Consider the following 15,952-nt stretch of genomic DNA (forward strand, 5'->3'; position numbering starts at 1 on the left):
GCCAGCAGCTCTTCGAGCGTGAAGCTCTCTGACGCTTCAGCCGTCGTGACGGTCAGAATGTCCTGCGCATGGCCCAAAGTCGGCACGAGCAAGGCAAACAAAACGGCCCGCAGGGGGATGGCAATCTGCATTCGTTACTCCTGATCACTTTCGTCACCAGAGTTCCTTCTGGACCATATTCATGGCATTCCTAAGGCAATTATTTGAGGGATGATCAGGAGCGCGCGACGTGAAGGTTGTCAAGAATTTGCTGCCCGGCGGTCGCTGAGATTCTTATGGGGAGATGCGCAGCCCGACCGTCGAGGCGAAATACTCTCTTCGACCCGCGCCAGGGCTTTGAAAGCGCGACCTGTATTCGTAATCGGGGCCCGCGTTTCATCGCGAGCCCGGGAAAATAGATTGATCCTGCTGTCGAGGCGGATGCCACCGCCCTATTCAGATGCGGGAACGATTTCCAAGGTAACGGCGGCGTACCAATCCGCGATTTCGCGCATCTCGGCTTCCGTTATGTCGGCGACGATGCCTGACATGATCTCGCTCTCGCGTTTGCCGCGTTTGAACGCCTTGAGTTGCGTGTCGATGTAGATATTCGTCTCTCCCGCAAGGTTCGGCGCATCGGGAAGCAGCGATATGCCGTCCGCGCCGTGGCAGGCGGCACATAGTTGCGGCGCATCCTCCGCGTTCACACCATCGGGGAGCGTGGCCTTCGCCTCGTGGGCCGCGTACCACGCAGCCACGTCGGCGATCTGCTCAGGGGACAAGCTCGCGGCGACGACGCTCATCATCTCGTGCTCGCGCTGCCCGGTCTTGAATGCCAAGAGCTGCGATTCAAGGTATTCCTGCGACTCGCCCCCGATATGCGGGGCGATCGGGAGCGTGGCATAGCCATTGAGCCCATGGCAGGTGCGGCACATGTTGGCCACCTTCTTTCCGGCTTCGGGATCAGCCGCAAAGGCGCCCCCGGCGAGGATAACCCCGCCGAGAGCCAGAAGGACGCTTCGCCTCATCCGTCGGACTTCCCTACATAAGCGATCCGCCAGATCGCGCCGGCAAAGTCGTCAGAGATCAACATCGACCCATCCGGCAGGAACTCGATGTCCATCGGACGGCCCCGGTATTCGCCAGTCTCTTCGTTCAACCAGCCATCCGCAAAGACCTGTGCGTTCGTGGCATCGCCGGTTTCGGGGTCGAGTGCAGTAAACATCACACGCGCGCCGACCGGCTCTGTCCGGTTCCACGATCCGTGCTGGGCCCAGAAGATACCGCCGTGGTACTTCTCGGGAAAGCTGTCGTCATGGTAGAAGCGCATGCCCAAGTCGGCGGCATGGGGGGTCAACTGAAGCTGCGGTTCGGTGAATTCCACACCTTCGGGGCGCGGGAAATCGGCCTCCGATACGATCTCGGTTCCCGAGTTGGTCCAAGGGAAGCCGAAATGCTGTCCGGCCTCGGTCTGCCGGTTCAGCTCACCCGCCGGGATATTGTCGCCCATCCCGTCGACCTGGTTGTCGGTCCACCACAACTCACCCGTGGCCGGGTTGAAATCCTGCCCGACGGAGTTGCGCACGCCGCGGGTATAGACCTCGCGGCCCGAGCCGTCGGTGTTCATACGAACGATACCCCCGATGCCGATCTTGTCGTACATCTCGATCTTATCGACGGGCTGGACGTTGTGCGGCTGCCCGAGGGACACGTAGAGCTTCCCATCCGGCCCCACATCGCAGACGCGGGCGGAGTGGTTGAAGCTTTCTTCCTCCACCGGGATCAGCTCACCCTGCGGAACGACCTCGCCCACCGCGATATCGGGGCTTTCAAAGAAGAACTCCGCTGCCGGGAAAACCAGGATGCGGTTACGCTCGGCGATATAGAGAAATCCATCCGGCGAGAAACACGGCCCGTTCGGGATGTCGAAGGTGACCGAAGGGGCGAAATCCTTCACCTCGTCCGCGACGCGATTGCGATCGCGGTCCACGATGGACCAGACCTTGTCCTTGCGCGTTCCGGCAAACAGCACCGTACCCTGCGGCGCCATGGCCATCGAACGCGCATCCGGCACGGCTGCATATAGGCTGACTTCGAAACCCTCGGGCACATTGATATGCTCAAGGATCTCCTTGAGCGCTTCGGTGCGCTCACCCTCCTGATCGATGTATGTGAACGTAGCATCCGTCTTCTGCATGTTCGTCAGCTTGTCCATGTTGTCCTGGGCAAGCAGCGGAGTGGACAGCAACGACGTGCATAGAAAACCCGCAAAGCTGCGCTTGATCATGGTAGTTCCTCCCTAGAAAATCTTTTTTGTTCGGCCGTTCCGGGCAACCAGCAGCCTTGAATGAGGGTTGCCCGAGCTTTACGTAAAGTCAACTTTTATAGCTCGTTACCAGCGGCTTTCCCTTTGTTCACCCTACTGGAAACCAGCGGTGGGCCGTCCCGAAGCATCGCGCGAGGCGTGATCAGAACTCAGGGCATCAAAATCGTCGAACCGGTGGTCTTGCGCGCCTCAAGCGCGGCATGGACCTCGGCCACCTTGTCGAGCGGGCTCGGGGTTCCTGTCTCGATCCGCACCCTGCCTTCGGCGATGACCGCGAACAGATCCGCCGCCGCGCCGGTCAGCCAATCGCGCGACGCGGTGTGATGGAACAGCGTGGGCCGGGTCAGCCGTAGCGAATTGCTCGCCAGATGCGAGATACGAAACTGGTCCGGTGCGCCAGAGGCCTGGCCGAAACTGACCAGTGTGCCGAAGCGGCGCAGCACGGCGATCGACCCCAGAATGGTATCGGTGCCGACCCCGTCATAGACGGCGGCCACGCCTTCCCCGTCCGTCAGTTTTTTCACTTCCTCGACCCAATCGCCGCTGTTGTAGTCGATCACCGCGTCATACCCGGCCTCTTTTGCAAGCGTGCATTTTTTCGCCCCTCCGGCGGTGCCGATGGCTCGCACGCCCTTGGCCTTCAGCCATTGCCCCGCGATCTGCCCGACACCGCCGGCGGCGGCATGGACCAGCACGGTATCGCCCTTTTGCACCGCGTAGCTGTGGTGGATCAGGTAATGGACCGTAAGCCCCTTGAGCATGGCGCCCGCGGCCTGTTCGTCCTTGACGTTTTCGGGCAGATGCACCAGCGCCGCAGCCGGAAGGGTCCGGTGTGTGGCATAGGCCCCGTTGGGCACGGTATAGGCGACGCGGTCCCCGGGCTTGAACTCGGTGAACCCCTCGCCCACCGCCTCGACCACGCCCGCGCCTTCCGAACCCAGCACAAGATCGCGCTCCACCGGCCACGGGTAGGATCCGGTGCGGAAATAGACATCGATGAAATTGACGCCGATGGCGGTATGCCGGATCAGCACCTCGCCGTTCTTGGGCCGGGGCGGGTCGATGTCGCGCCGTTCGAGGATTTCCGCGCCACCGGGCCGGGGGGCTACGATCGCATAGGCCATGAGGTCTCTCCTGAAGTTGGGTTTGCTGAAGCCTAGCGCCGGAAACGGCGGCGCGACAGGGGCGTCAGTATTTCACCGTCACGGTCTTGGTGTGTGAATAATGGTGGATCGCCTCGATCCCCTTTTCGCGCCCGTAGCCTGAATTCTTGTACCCGCCAAAGGGGGTCTGCACCGACATCGTGTTCCAGACGTTGACAAAGATCTGGCCCGCGTTGATCCGGTCCGCCACCCGCAGGGCGCGGCTGATGTCGCGGCTCCAGAGCGTGCCGATCAGCCCATAATCGCTGTCGTTCGCCATGCGCACCGCGTCCTCTTCGGTGTCGAAGGGGATGGCGACGCCCACGGGCCCGAAGATTTCTTCGCGGGCGATCCGCATGTCGTTGTTCACGTCCGCGTAGAGGGTGGGTTTCACGAAGAAACCGTCCTCACAGCCCGGCACATCGGCCTTGCCGCCACCTGCGACCAACCGCGCGCCGTCCTCCTCGGCCACGCGGAAATAACTCTGCACCCGCTCGAACTGCGGCGGGGTGATGATGGGCCCGAGGCTCTCGCCGGGTTTTACCGTTTCCAGCGCCTGTGCCATCTTTTCAACGAAGGCGTCATAGACCGAGCGTTGGACGAGGATGCGGGTGCCAGCGGAACAGACCTGACCGGCGTTCAGGGTGAAGCCTTTCACGGCTTCCGTCGCGGCAAGGTCCAGATCGGCATCCTCAAAAACGATGTTGGCCGACTTGCCGCCCAATTCCAGCGTCAGCGGAATGATCCGTTCGGCGGCGATGCGACCGATGGCCCGCCCCACCCCGACCGAGCCTGTGAAAGCCACCTTTCGCACCGCGTCGTGTTTTACGATGGCCTCGCCCACGGCCTGCCCGGTGCCCAGCACGATGTTTATGACGCCCTTGGGAAAGCCCACCTCCGTCGCCAGCCGCGCCATTTCGATGGTGGTCTGGGAGGTGATCTCCGACGGTTTCGCCACCACGACGTTGCCCGCCACCAGGGCGGGTGCGATGGCCCGCGCCGCCTGATTCAGCGGCAGGTTCCACGGGGTGATGACACCGATGATCCCATAGGGTTCACGCTTGGTGAACACATGCTGGTCAGGCGCCACATCGAGCACATCGCCCGTGGGCAGGTAGACAAGGCTGCCATAGAATTCGAAATACTGGGCGCTGCCCTCGATCTCGGCCAGGGCGCCCGCCATAGGTTTGCCGCTGTCCGCGCGCTCCATCTCCGCCAGCCGGTCCTTGTTGTCCCGCAGGGCCTTGGCAAGCGCGAGCATCAACCGGCCCCGGTCGGCGGCGACGAAATGGCGCCAGCCGTCGCGGGCCTGTTCCGCCGCGTCCACGGCACGCGCCACGTCATCGGCGGTGCCCGACGCGACCCGCAGATGCGGCTGGCCGGTGAGCGGTGTCAGCGTTTCCAGATAGTCGCCGCCCGCCGGTCCGGCGGATTCCCCCGCGATCCAGTGGTCGAGCTTGCGCAGGGTGCTGTCGGTCTTTTCGAGCGTATCAAGGGTCATCGGAAGCTCCGGGGCGATCAGATATAGGGCATGGTCGCTTCGACCGAAGGATGGCCCTGCTGCCGGTCGCGCCATTGGCGCAGGTTCGGCAGATCGGCGAGCCAGTCGCGATCGGTGAAGCGGAAGGTGACGTAGTCGATCAGCGTGACGGCGGCGAAGTTGGCGATGTCAGGCCGATCGGAGAAGTCGCGCGGCGGGTTTGCGTCGAGCCGCTTGAGCCCCTCCGCGATGCTGCGGAACCGTTTGGAGCCGACCATGTCGGTGTCGAAGCTGTCGGACGACTTGCGGCCGATGATGATCGCGGTCGAGGCCTCCGTCGCGCCGAGCGCCGGGGCGGCGATGGCCAGCGTCTCGGCAAGACCGTCGGACGGGAAGACGCTGGGGCCCGCGATATCGTCCAGATACCGCAGGATCAGATGCGCCTCCGCGATGGCGTGACCGTCGTCCGTGATCAGGGTGGGGACCCGGCCCGCCGGATTGGCCTTCAGGAAGGCCGCCGGATCGCCCCATGGGTCCACGACCTCCAGCTCGACCCGGTCGGAAAGACCCTTTTCCTCGATGGCAAGGCGCACGAGGCGGACAAAGGGAGAGGTGGTGTTGATATAGAGATGCATGTTTACTTGACCTTCAGCGTGATGCCGCCATCAACCACCAGTTCGATGCCGGTGATATGCTTGGCTTCGTCCGAGGCGAGGAAGACAGAGGCATAGGCGACATCCCAACCATCGCCCATCTTCCCCAGCGGTACCAGTGCGTCGCGCGCGTTTACCATCGCCTCGGTTGAGCCGTAGACGGAGGTGACATTGCCCTTGTGAATGAGCGGCGTGTTCATCAGCCCCGGCAGGATCGAGTTACAGCGGATGCCCTTGGGCCCGTAGTTCAGCGCAATGTCGCGGGTAAAGGCGTTCACCGCCCCCTTGGAGGCAGAATAGCTGATGCAGGAATAGCCCAGCGAATGGGTCGAGGCGATGGAAGAGATGTTGATGATCGACCCGCCGCCCTGATCGGCCATTATCGGCAGGATGTGCCGGCAGGTCAGGTAGATGGATTTGACGTTCACGGCCATCAACCGGTCCCACTGTTCCTCGGAGAGGTCCTCGGGGCCGCCCGGGTCGATGATGCCGACGTTGTTGTCCAGCACGTCGATGCGGCCGAAGGCGTCCATGCATTTCTTCACCGCCGCCTTGACCTGATCGGCCTTCGACACGTCGCAGACGGCGGTTTCGACCGTGCCGCCTTCTTCCCGGATGATGGAGGCGGTTTCCTCGACGGCCTCTTCCTTGAGGTCGAGCGCGAAGATCTTTGCCCCTTCACGGGCCATGGCGACCGCAGCGGCCTTGCCGTTGCCCCAGCCGGGGCCGATAGAGCCCGCGCCCGAGAAAAAGACCACTTTGTCCTTCAGACGGTCAGTCATTGCTTGTCTCCATGCCTGTACTTCGATTTCGCGGAGGATGGCGTGGAAACCGGGAGATCCACAAATACCAAGCCGCTCTATCGGCTATAGGTTGATCATCTAGCCCTTGGGCAGGCCTCTGGAGGCGAACGGAAAAATCGCTGAAAAGTGCGGTCAGCCGCTCGAAATATGGGCCGCCTCGACCGCCTGCAGACCGGATAGAGCGAAAACATATAGCCTCGAATGGAAAACCATATTTCTCCTTACGCAGGGTAATGCGGCATCACGTCGCCATCGGACCGCGCCCGGGCGGCACCACAGCCAAGCCCTGCCCCGGTCCCGACATATCCTGAGGAGGAGGAGACACATGAAGCTGAAAGCATTCATCAAGGCGGGGCTGCTGAGCGCCTCGACCCTGGCCATGGCGACCGCCGCCGCGGCGCAGGACAAGGCCGTGCGCATCGTCGGTTCCGGCGCCAGCTCTGGCGTGGTCGGCATCTTTGGCCAGAACTCGAGCGCCGCCATGGCCGCGGCTTTCGACAAGATCAACGAAGAGGGTGGCGTCAAGCTCGCCGACGGCTCGAAGGCGATGATCGAAACCGAATACTACGACGACCGCTGCAATGCCGAAGAAGGCATTTCCGTCCTGCGCCGCATCGCTTCGACCGACGCGCTGGTCGCCATTGGGCCTACCTGCTCGAACGTGGCCGAGCCCCTGTTCGGCATCCTGCAGGCGCAGGTCGATGACGCGGGCGACACCGGGCTGCAGTTCCCGGTTTTTACCGATGTGGCGATCAAGGGCGGGCTGGCAGGCATCTCTGAATGGGTGTTCCGCAACACGCCCTCCGAAGCCAAGATGTACGACGATCTGTTCGCCTGGATCCGTGCGGAGCATCCCGATCTGAAAACGATCTATGGCGGCGTCGAAGAGGATTTCGCGCATTCCCGATTCACCTGGTACGAGGTGATGAAGAAAGCAGCCGAGAAACATGGGTTCGAAGTGGTGGGAGAAGCGCAGTGGCTGCTATCGGACACAAACTTTTCTAACCAGGCGCGCGCCATGCGCCGGGCCGAGCCGGACGTGGTGGCGATTTCCGCCCATCCCTTCACCACCTGCGGGATGCTGCGTGAAATGTCCCGCCAGAAGATCAAGCCCAAGGTGCTCGTTGGGCTGACGTCCTCCTCCTCGCTGGAAACCCTGTCGGGTTGCCCGGATGAAGCGCAGGGTCTCACCATCCCCACGAGCTTCGCCCCGGTGAACGACAATTCGAAAGCAGCCGCCGAAGCGGTTGTCGCCAAGGGCGGGCAGATGGACCTGCACAGTGCTTCTGCGTGGGAAAACGCGATGATCCTGAAGGAAGTGATCGAGGCTGCAGAGATCGAGGGCACGCCTGCCTCTGTCGAGGAAGACCGCCGCAAGATCCGCGATGGACTGGCCGCGCTGACCGAAGCCGACGGCCTGCTGGGCGTCAACGTTCGCCAGCCGGACGGCGAGGCGGTGAAGCCCTTCGTATTTGTCCATGCACAGGGCAAGGGCTGGGAAGTCCTGCACGACCCGAAAAGCTGACCGGACGCGGGCGCGCGCCTCCCCGGGGGCGCGCCCGTTCGACTTACCACGCCCTGCCCTGTCTCTGCTGCCGTCCTTTACCACGAGCGGTGATCAACGCGGGGCGGGGATGAAGGCGGCAAAGCCAAAGGACCCGTCATGGACTATTTCTTCTTCATCGACTTCCTGCAGTCCCTGACCGACGGGCTGCTCTTTGGAACCACCTATGCGCTGATCGGCATCGGCTTTACCCTGATTTTTGGCGTGATGCGCAAGCTGAACCTCGCCTATGGCGCCGCGGCGCTGGCGGGCACCTACATCGGTCTCGCGGCCTTTCTCAGCTTCGATGCGCCGCCGACGCTGGTTTTCCTGCTCTCGGCGCTGGGGTCAGGCGTGATCGGCATTCTGGTCTACTACTGCTGCTTTCGTTTCACCCCGGCAGACTACCCGATGGCCTCGCTTCTTGCCTCGGTGGGGATGCTGCTCTTCATCGAAGAGGTGGTGATCCATGCCAGCCACGGCATGCCCTTCCCCTACCCTTCGGTGTTCCGCGATGCCACGATCGAGCTGGGTGACATCTGGATCAGGGGCGATCTGCTTTTCGTCTTCGGTATCTGTGTGGTTGCGATGGCGGTGCTGTTCTGGCTGCTCTACCGGACGCCGCTGGGCCTTGCGACCCGCGCCGTCAGCCAGCAACCGCGCGCCGCGGCGCTCTGTGGCATCGACCCGACGCGCGTCAACCTGCTGACCTTCGGCATCACCGGGATATTGGGCGGCATCGCCGGCGCCATGACCGCCGCCGCCGTGGGCGTCCTGTCACCGATCATCGCGATGGGCCTGACCGTGAAGGGGCTGATCGCCGTCGTCATCGGTGGCTTGGGTTCCATCCCGGGTGCCATCATCGGCGGGCTGCTGGTCGGCGCGGCGGAGAACATCTTCCTGCTGCTGCGCGGCGTCACCGAGCGCGACATCTACGTGATGCTCCTACTTTTTTTGTTCCTCGTCCTGCGTCCCGGCGGCCTTTTCGGTTCGACCGCGGGCCGCGACTGATCGGAGGCCGCAATGGATTTCTACTTCGGACTACTGCAGATCTTCGGCGTTCACACCCTGCTGGGCCTTTCCGCCTACGTGGTGCTGCTGACCGGACAGGTCACCATGGCACAGGCGGGGTTTTACGCCATCGGCGCCTATAGCGCCGGAGCCGCCACGGCGATGTTCGGGCTGCACATCCTGCCCGCCGTCATCCTTGCAGGGTTGGTCACCGCCGGTATCGCCTGCATCGTGGGTTTTCCCGCGTTGCGCGTGAAGGGGCTGATGCTGGTGGTCGCAACGCTGGCCTTCGGCGAAATGGTACGGCTGTTCTTCTTCAACCTGACATGGCAGGTCGAACGCGGCGGTGAAATGGTCGGCCCGAACGGGGCGGAAGGTTTCCGTGCCATCCGCTATTTTCCCGAAAACGGCTGGGAAGTGTGGCATGTCACGGTTTTCATCTGGATCGTCGTTGCCGTAATCATGGCCGCCCTGTGGTGGATGGACCACAGCCGTGCAGGTGCCGTCCTGCGCGCCGTGGGCCATGACGAGACCGCCGCGCAGTCCGTCGGCCTCAACCTCACCGCCGTGAAGGTGGGTGCCATGACGCTGGGCGGTTTCATCGCCGGTGTCGGGGGCGGGATCTATGCTCACACCGTGACCCATATCGAACATGGCGTGTTCGGCGTGCTGCTGGCCACTTTTGCCATCGCCTACCCCATCCTCGGCGGATTGGGGTCCGTCTTCGGCACCGTCATCGCGGTGCTCTTCATCCAGGGCTTCCTGATCGAGGGGCTGCGTTTCGTGGGTGACTGGCGTTCGCTGCTCTTCGGGGCGCTGATCGTGGTGGCGATGAACCTCAGGCCGCATGGGTTGCTGGGCGAACACGCACCGAACCTCAGACGCATCTTCGGGCGGGAAAAGACCGAACGGGAAGCCCTCAATACCAAGGAGGCCAAGTGATGCTCGCGCTCGACAACCTGTCAAAGCACTTCGGCGGCGTGCGCGCCGTCGACGCGGTCGACCTCACGTTTCGGGAGGGCGAGATATTTGGCCTGATCGGTCCCAACGGATCCGGCAAGTCGACGACGGTAAACCTGATCACCGGGCTTTATACGCCCACCACCGGGACCGTCATGCTCGACGGGCATGACCTCACCCAGATGGCGCAGCATGAGCGGACGGCAATGGGCGTGGCGCGCACGTTCCAGAACATCCGACTCTTCGGCAACCTCAGCGTTGCGCAGAACCTCTGGGTGGCGCAGAACGGGCGCACGCAGCGGCGCGAACATTTCATGTCGCGCTGGTTCAAGGCCGGCGGGGAACACGGGCCAGAGATCGAGGACCTGCTGCGTTTCTCGCGCCTGCATACGAAACGCGATCTGCCCGCCAGCGCCCTCTCCTTCGGCGAGATGCGGCGGCTGGAAATGGCCCGGGCGCTGGCCTCCAACCCGCGCATCGTGCTGCTGGACGAACCGGCCGCGGGCGCCAGCCTTGAGGACGGCCAGCTTTTGGCCGAACGCATCCGTGATATCCGCGAGCGGGGCGTTACCGTCCTTTTGATCGAGCATATGATGGAGCTTGTCATGGGCATTTCCGACCGGATCGCGGTGCTCAACTTCGGGCGCAAGATCGCCGAAGGCACGCCCGCCGAGGTACAGGCCAACCGCGACGTCCGGGCGGCCTACCTCGGCAGCAAACATGAAGACGAGGAGCTGATCCATGCTTGAGATCCGTGACATCAGGACATCCTACGGCAAGATCGCCGCACTCAAGGGCGTGTCGCTCGACATCCGCGAAGGCGGGCTGACCTGCCTGCTGGGTCCCAACGGCGCCGGCAAGACGACGCTGATCTGGACCATCGCCGGTATCCTCAAGGCGCAATCCGGTTCGATGAAGCTGGGCGGCGATGAACTGGCGGGGCTGAAGCCGCATCATATCGTCGAAAAGGGCGTGGTGACGGTGCCGGAAAACCGGCTCGTCTTTCCCGAGATGACGGTAAAAGACAACCTCGTGGCCGGAGCATTCTCGCGCCGCAAGGCCAAGGGTGGCATCGGCGACGATCTCGAAGCGGTGCTTGACCGCTTTCCCCGTCTACGTGAGCGCGCCAATCAGGAAGCGGGTACGCTTTCGGGCGGCGAGCAGCAGATGCTCGCCGTGGGCCGCGCGCTGATGGCCCGGCCGAAGATCCTTTTGATGGACGAACCCTCTACCGGGCTCGCGCCGATCATCGTGGAAGAGATTTTCGAGATCATCGGCCAGCTGCGCGATGAGGGGCGGACCATCTTCCTAGTCGAACAGAACGCAAACCTCGCGCTGGACTATGCGGACCACTTCTATCTGCTTGAGCAAGGCCATGTCACCTTTGGCGGCAAGCCCGGAGAGGTTGACCATGACGAGTTGATCCAGCGCGCCTATCTCGGGGCGCGAAAGGCAAGCTAGGCCCGTGGCGCGGTGCAGATCACTCCGCCGCGTCGCTTTTCGGATCGAAGGCCTGCCAGATGCCACGGGCCAGCAGATCGCGGATCACCTCAAGCGTGATGCGCTCAACCTCCTGACTGGCGCGGGTAACCGGCTTTGCCGGGTTGCGCACCAGATAGACCGGGCGCACCAGCCGCGGCTCAACGATCGGGGCCATGATCAGCTCCCCCCGCTCGACATAGTCGATGGCGGCGGCGGGGGCGAGGATCGTATAGCCGCTACCCCGCGCCACCATGGTCTTGATATGGCCCAGCCCGTCCATTTCGGTTGCGATGTTGAGCGATACGCCGGTCGGCTTGATCGAGCGGTCAATCATCACGCGCAGCCCGTGCTGGGGGGACGGCAGAACAAGTTCCACCTGTGGCAGTTCCGACACCGGCACCGGCGATCCGGGACTGCTGTCGAACGGCCATGCATCCGGAGCGGAAAAGAAATGCAGCTCCTCGGTCATCAGTTGGCGGTGGTTCAGGTGCCGCACGGTGCCGATATCGTAGAGGATCCCCAGATCGACGGTCTGACCATCCAGCCAGTCCTTGATAAAGCCGCTCATGGCGTCGATGGCGCGCAGCTTCACCTTGGGCAGTTCGAGCCGCACGGTTTCGGCCAGAGGGACCGACAGCACCATGGCGATGGAACTGGGAAGACCGAAGCTCACCGCGCCCTGCGGTTCGCTGCCCGATTGCCGGACGGCGTCCCGCGCGCGGTCGAGCGCGGCGATCACCTCATGCGCGTGGCTCAGCAGCACCTCGCCGGACTGGGTCAGGGTCACGCCGCGCGGCGACCGGTCGAGCAGGGTGACGTCCAACTCGCGTTCCAGCGCGATCACATGCTGCGACAGGGACGGCTGGGCCACGTTGACCCGTTGCGCCGCCGCCGACAGCGACCCCTCTTCGGCGATGGCCACGAAATATCTCAGCTGGCGTATGTCCATAAGCGTCTCCCCCCCCGGGGCATGATACTGCAAGTCTGGCCGGTGGAAACATCTGGTTCTGAACGAAAAGGTCCCCGCGACAAGGTAGGCATCGACCCATCGGACCAGCGCCGCCATAGCATTATCCTCTAGCCCCCGGACCGAAGCGGTATTTCCTCGCGGCATCGTCCCGCTGGTACCTTCGGGCCAATTCAGCGGAGGAGCACGCGAAAATGACCGATATCATCCTGCATCATTACGACCTTTCACCCTTTTCGGAAAAGATCAGGCTCGCCCTCGGGCACAAGGGGCTGGCGTGGAAATCAGTCAAGGTTGAGGCGGTGCCGCCGCGTCCGCTGCTCGATGTTCTCACCGGAGGTTATCGCCGGCTGCCGGTCATGCAGGTCGGTGCCGACATCTATTGCGATACCGAAGTGATCTTCGCCGCGCTGGAACGCATCCAGCAGGAACCCACGCTTTATCCGCAGGGCGAAGGCATTGCCAAGGCGCTGTCGCACTGGTGGGACCGGGCGACATGGAAGGCCGCGATCGGCATTCTGGTAAACTACATCGGCGATGCCCTTCCCGAAGAGTTCCTGCGCGACCGCAAGGAGCATTACCTTGGCTACGACATCTCCAAACAGGGTATGGCCCCCTTGTTCCCCGCCTATGTCCAGCAGATGACCGCCTTCGCGGAATGGCTCGATTCGATGCTGAAGGAAAACGGCGATTTCCTGACCGGCGACCGGCTCAGCGCGGCGGACCTGACCTGCCATCATTCGCTGTGGCTGCTGCGGGCCAACTGCGGGAAAGATGAAATCGACGCGCGGCTGAACCTTTCATCCCGTGTCACCGGCTGGATGGACCGGGTCGCAGCGGTCGGCCACGGCGACCCCTCCGAGATGAGCCCCGAGGATGCCCTGCAGGTGGCTAAATCAGCAGACCCCTCCGGGGATTTCGGGGCCGATGCCGATCCTACCGGATTCACGCTGGGATCCTCCGTCACGATCACGCCGAACGACAACGCACGCGTCCCGGTCGAAGGAACGCTCGTGGCTGCGGACGCGCAGGAAATCGTCATTGCCCGGGACACCCCCGAGGCAGGCAAACTGCATATCCACTTCCCGCGCGCAGGCTTCGATGTACTGCCTGCTGACAGTAGCTCCACCCGTTCCGCCGCCTGAACCGCTCTATAAAGGACACCGTTTCATGACCGACCGTGATACCATCGAAGCCAACCGGCAGCGCGCCAAGGACTACTTCAAGGCTTTCGCCACGAAGGACCGCGACTGGCTGGAAGCCAATGTGGCCCAGTCCTACGTCCGCCGCGACACCAACCTGCCGTTCGAGGTGAAGGGCCCCGAGGGTGTGCTGGAACTCGGCGACCTGTTGCTGGGGGCGTTCTCTGAAATCGAACTCGATGTGCAGGATACCGTGGCCGAAGACGACAAGGTGCTTGTCCGGCTGCAATTCCGCGGTGTGCACTCCGGCGCCTTCGGCGATTACGAAGCCACGGGCAAACGGTTCGACGTGGCCGTGCTGGATCTCTTCCGCATGGAAGACGGCAAGATCGCCGAACAATGGCCTGCCATCGACAACATCGGTCTGCAGCAGCAGATCGGCATGTTGCCCGCCTGAGGAACCGATATCATGCGTTTAGACGGTAAAACGGCGCTAGTGACAGGCGGCGCTGCAGGCTTCGGTGCCGAAATCGCCCGCACCTTCGCACGCGAAGGGGCAAAGGTCGTGATCCTCGATCTCGACGGCGCGGCGGCTGAGGCCACTGCGAAAGACATCGGCGAAGCGGCCCGGGCCGTCACCGGCGACGTGACCCGCGCGGAGGACATCGCGCGGGCGGTCGAGGCGGCGCGCAGCCATGGCGGAAAGATCGACATCGTCGTCAACAATGCCGGCTGGACGCATCGCAACAAACCCCTGCTCGATGTCACGGAGGACGAATTCGACCGGGTCTATGCGATCAACGTCAAGGCGCTTTTCCATATGACGAACGCGGTCGTCCCGGTGATGCGCGAACAGGGCGGTGGTGTGATGATCAACATCGGCTCCACCGCCGGGATCCGCCCGCGCCCCGGGCTGACGTGGTACAACTCCACCAAGGGGGCGGTGAACCTGCTGAGCCGCTCGATGGCCGTCGAACTGGCGCCTGACAAGATCCGCGTCAACTGCGTGGCACCGGTGATGGGCGCGACCGGTCTGCTCGAAAGTTTCATGGGCCTGCCCGATACGCCCGAAAACCGCGCCCGCTTCATCGCGACCGTGCCGCTGGGCCGATTGGCGGAGCCGCGCGACGTGGCAAGCGCCTGCCTTTACCTCGCCTCGGACGAGGCGGAATTTTTGACCGGCGTCGTCCTCGAAGTGGACGGCGGCCGCACCATCTGAACCGCTTATCGCCATGCCGCTTCCCATTACCTATCTCTTCGTTCCCGGCGACCGCCCGGACCGGTTCGCCAGGGCGCTGGCCGCTGGCGCCGACAGGGTGATCCTCGATCTCGAAGACGCCGTGACCCCCGACAGGAAGGCAGAAGCGCGCTTGGCGATCCGCTCCGCGCAGCTGGACTGGCAGCGGGTGGCGATCCGCGTCAATCCGGCGGACGCGGACTGTTGGCGCGACGACCTCGCAACAGTGGCCGCCACGGGCGCGGCAACAGTCGTGATCCCCAAGGCGGAGAGGGCGAGCGATCTGGAAGAGGCCGCCGCAGTCATCGGACGCCCGATCGAGGTCTTGCCGCAGATCGAAACGGCACAGGGGCTGGACGTTCTTGACGAACTGCTGGCCGCGCCGGGGGTGCGGCGGGTCGCTTTCGGGCATCTGGACTTCGCGCTGGACATCGGGGCCGAACCGGAGTGGGAGGCGCTGACCCTCGCACGGCAGAGGCTGGTCTGGCGCTCACGCCTTGCCGAAAGGGAGGCGCCTGTCGACAGCGTCACGGTGATGCTGGACCCCGAGCGTACGAAAGCGGACGCAGCTGCGGCCAGCGCGATAGGTTTCGGCGGCAAACTGTTGATCCACCCCGCCCAGGTTGCCCCCGCGCGGGCCGCCTTTGCCCCCGGCGCCGCGCAGATGGACTGGGCCCGCCGCGTGCTGGAGGCACTGGCCGAAGGCGGCACGGGCGCGGTGGCGCTGGACGGCAAGATGATAGACAAACCGGTCGAGGATGCCGCGCGGCGCATCCTCTCGAAGGCCGGCGAGCTTTAGGAGAGATGGACATGCTGGACATTCCCGCAGAAGTCCCCGGATACGGAACGCTGCGCCGTCATCGCCCGGATGGGCGCGCGGAACAGCACTTCGGCAAGTCGCCACGCCGGTCGAAACTGCTGGCCAGCCTCGATGCCGCGATCGATGCCTGCGAGCTGACCCACGGCGCGACAGTCTCGTTCCACCACCATCTGCGCAATGGCGACGGCGTGCTGAACCTCGTGTTGGAGGCATTGGCCCGGCGCGGGCTGAAAGATCTGCACGTGGCGGCGACCTCGATCTTTCCGGCGCATGCCCCGTTGATCGGGCATATTCGCAACGGCACCGTCAGCAGAATCTCGGCCAACTTCATTTCCGGCCCCGTGGGCGATGCCGTGGCCCGGGGCGCCCTGCCCGAACCGGTGGTGCTGCGTACCCACGGGGGGCGG

General features: G+C 63.6%; 17 protein-coding genes. 10 read left to right on the plus strand and 7 right to left on the minus strand.

Annotated elements, in window-relative coordinates; genetic code table 11:
* Positions 1-431: 431 nt before the first annotated feature.
* From A3728_RS02875 to A3728_RS02900, 6 genes are all read right to left on the minus strand, one after another.
* Positions 432-1,007 carry a c-type cytochrome gene (locus tag A3728_RS02875; protein WP_067920079.1) on the minus strand — a complete coding sequence of 192 codons (576 nt, stop codon included), beginning with the start codon at positions 1,005-1,007 and terminating at the stop codon, positions 432-434.
* On the minus strand, positions 1,004-2,266 hold the full coding sequence (locus tag A3728_RS02880; RefSeq protein ID WP_067920081.1) for a PQQ-dependent sugar dehydrogenase: 1,263 nt from the start codon (positions 2,264-2,266) through the stop codon (positions 1,004-1,006). Before A3728_RS02880 ends, A3728_RS02875 begins: the two co-directional genes overlap by 4 nt.
* 188 nt (positions 2,267-2,454) lie before the next feature.
* The gene (locus tag A3728_RS02885) at positions 2,455-3,429 is read right to left on the minus strand and encodes a quinone oxidoreductase family protein (protein WP_067920084.1); all 975 of its coding nucleotides are present in this window, start codon (positions 3,427-3,429) and stop codon (positions 2,455-2,457) included.
* A 64-nt stretch (positions 3,430-3,493) separates the two neighbouring features.
* Positions 3,494-4,948, minus strand: coding sequence for an aldehyde dehydrogenase family protein (locus tag A3728_RS02890; protein ID WP_067920085.1), 1,455 nt, complete (start codon positions 4,946-4,948; stop codon positions 3,494-3,496).
* A 17-nt stretch (positions 4,949-4,965) separates the two neighbouring features.
* The gene (locus tag A3728_RS02895; RefSeq protein ID WP_067920088.1) at positions 4,966-5,562 is read right to left on the minus strand and encodes a glutathione S-transferase family protein; all 597 of its coding nucleotides are present in this window, start codon (positions 5,560-5,562) and stop codon (positions 4,966-4,968) included.
* A gap of 2 nt (positions 5,563-5,564) precedes the next feature.
* Positions 5,565-6,362 carry an SDR family NAD(P)-dependent oxidoreductase gene (locus A3728_RS02900; RefSeq protein WP_067920090.1) on the minus strand — a complete coding sequence of 266 codons (798 nt, stop codon included), beginning with the start codon at positions 6,360-6,362 and terminating at the stop codon, positions 5,565-5,567.
* A gap of 346 nt (positions 6,363-6,708) precedes the next feature.
* Here A3728_RS02900 and A3728_RS02905 point away from each other — a divergent pair, with 346 nt between their 5' ends.
* The 5 genes from A3728_RS02905 to A3728_RS02925 all read left to right on the plus strand — a co-directional run bounded on the left by A3728_RS02905 (position 6,709) and on the right by A3728_RS02925 (position 11,358).
* Positions 6,709-7,908, plus strand: a complete 1,200-nt coding sequence (locus tag A3728_RS02905) for an ABC transporter substrate-binding protein (protein ID WP_067920092.1) — start codon at positions 6,709-6,711, stop codon at positions 7,906-7,908.
* Positions 7,909-8,046: 138 nt separating this feature from the next.
* A complete protein-coding gene (locus tag A3728_RS02910; RefSeq protein WP_067920094.1) occupies positions 8,047-8,937 on the plus strand; it encodes a branched-chain amino acid ABC transporter permease in 891 nt (296 codons plus the stop codon).
* A gap of 12 nt (positions 8,938-8,949) precedes the next feature.
* On the plus strand, positions 8,950-9,879 hold the full coding sequence (locus A3728_RS02915; RefSeq protein WP_067920096.1) for a branched-chain amino acid ABC transporter permease: 930 nt from the start codon (positions 8,950-8,952) through the stop codon (positions 9,877-9,879).
* A complete protein-coding gene (locus A3728_RS02920) occupies positions 9,879-10,646 on the plus strand; it encodes an ABC transporter ATP-binding protein (RefSeq protein ID WP_067920098.1) in 768 nt (255 codons plus the stop codon). The genes A3728_RS02915 and A3728_RS02920 overlap by 1 nt, the downstream gene beginning before the upstream one ends.
* Positions 10,639-11,358 (plus strand): ABC transporter ATP-binding protein, encoded by a 720-nt coding sequence (locus A3728_RS02925; RefSeq protein ID WP_067920100.1) that lies wholly within the window; start codon positions 10,639-10,641, stop codon positions 11,356-11,358. The genes A3728_RS02920 and A3728_RS02925 overlap by 8 nt, the downstream gene beginning before the upstream one ends.
* A 19-nt stretch (positions 11,359-11,377) precedes the next feature.
* On the opposite strand, the gene A3728_RS02930 is transcribed toward A3728_RS02925, so the two are convergent.
* The gene (locus tag A3728_RS02930; RefSeq protein WP_067920110.1) at positions 11,378-12,328 is read right to left on the minus strand and encodes a LysR family transcriptional regulator; all 951 of its coding nucleotides are present in this window, start codon (positions 12,326-12,328) and stop codon (positions 11,378-11,380) included.
* A gap of 212 nt (positions 12,329-12,540) precedes the next feature.
* Here A3728_RS02930 and A3728_RS02935 point away from each other — a divergent pair, with 212 nt between their 5' ends.
* From A3728_RS02935 to A3728_RS02955, 5 genes are all read left to right on the plus strand, one after another.
* Positions 12,541-13,491, plus strand: a complete 951-nt coding sequence (locus tag A3728_RS02935) for a glutathione S-transferase family protein (RefSeq protein WP_067920102.1) — start codon at positions 12,541-12,543, stop codon at positions 13,489-13,491.
* A gap of 25 nt (positions 13,492-13,516) precedes the next feature.
* A complete protein-coding gene (locus A3728_RS02940) occupies positions 13,517-13,945 on the plus strand; it encodes an ester cyclase (RefSeq protein WP_067920104.1) in 429 nt (142 codons plus the stop codon).
* A gap of 12 nt (positions 13,946-13,957) precedes the next feature.
* Entirely contained in the window at positions 13,958-14,707 is a 750-nt protein-coding gene (locus A3728_RS02945; RefSeq protein WP_067920106.1) for an SDR family oxidoreductase, read from the plus strand.
* Between the two features lie 13 nt (positions 14,708-14,720).
* Positions 14,721-15,524 carry an HpcH/HpaI aldolase/citrate lyase family protein gene (locus A3728_RS02950; protein ID WP_067920108.1) on the plus strand — a complete coding sequence of 268 codons (804 nt, stop codon included), beginning with the start codon at positions 14,721-14,723 and terminating at the stop codon, positions 15,522-15,524.
* A gap of 11 nt (positions 15,525-15,535) precedes the next feature.
* Positions 15,536-15,952, plus strand: a 417-nt coding sequence (locus tag A3728_RS02955) for a citrate lyase subunit alpha (RefSeq protein WP_330220256.1), incomplete at its 3' end; no start/stop codon positions are given.

The organism is Sulfitobacter sp. HI0040 (assembly GCF_001634885.1).
Taxonomy (GTDB): Bacteria; Pseudomonadota; Alphaproteobacteria; order Rhodobacterales; family Rhodobacteraceae; genus Sulfitobacter.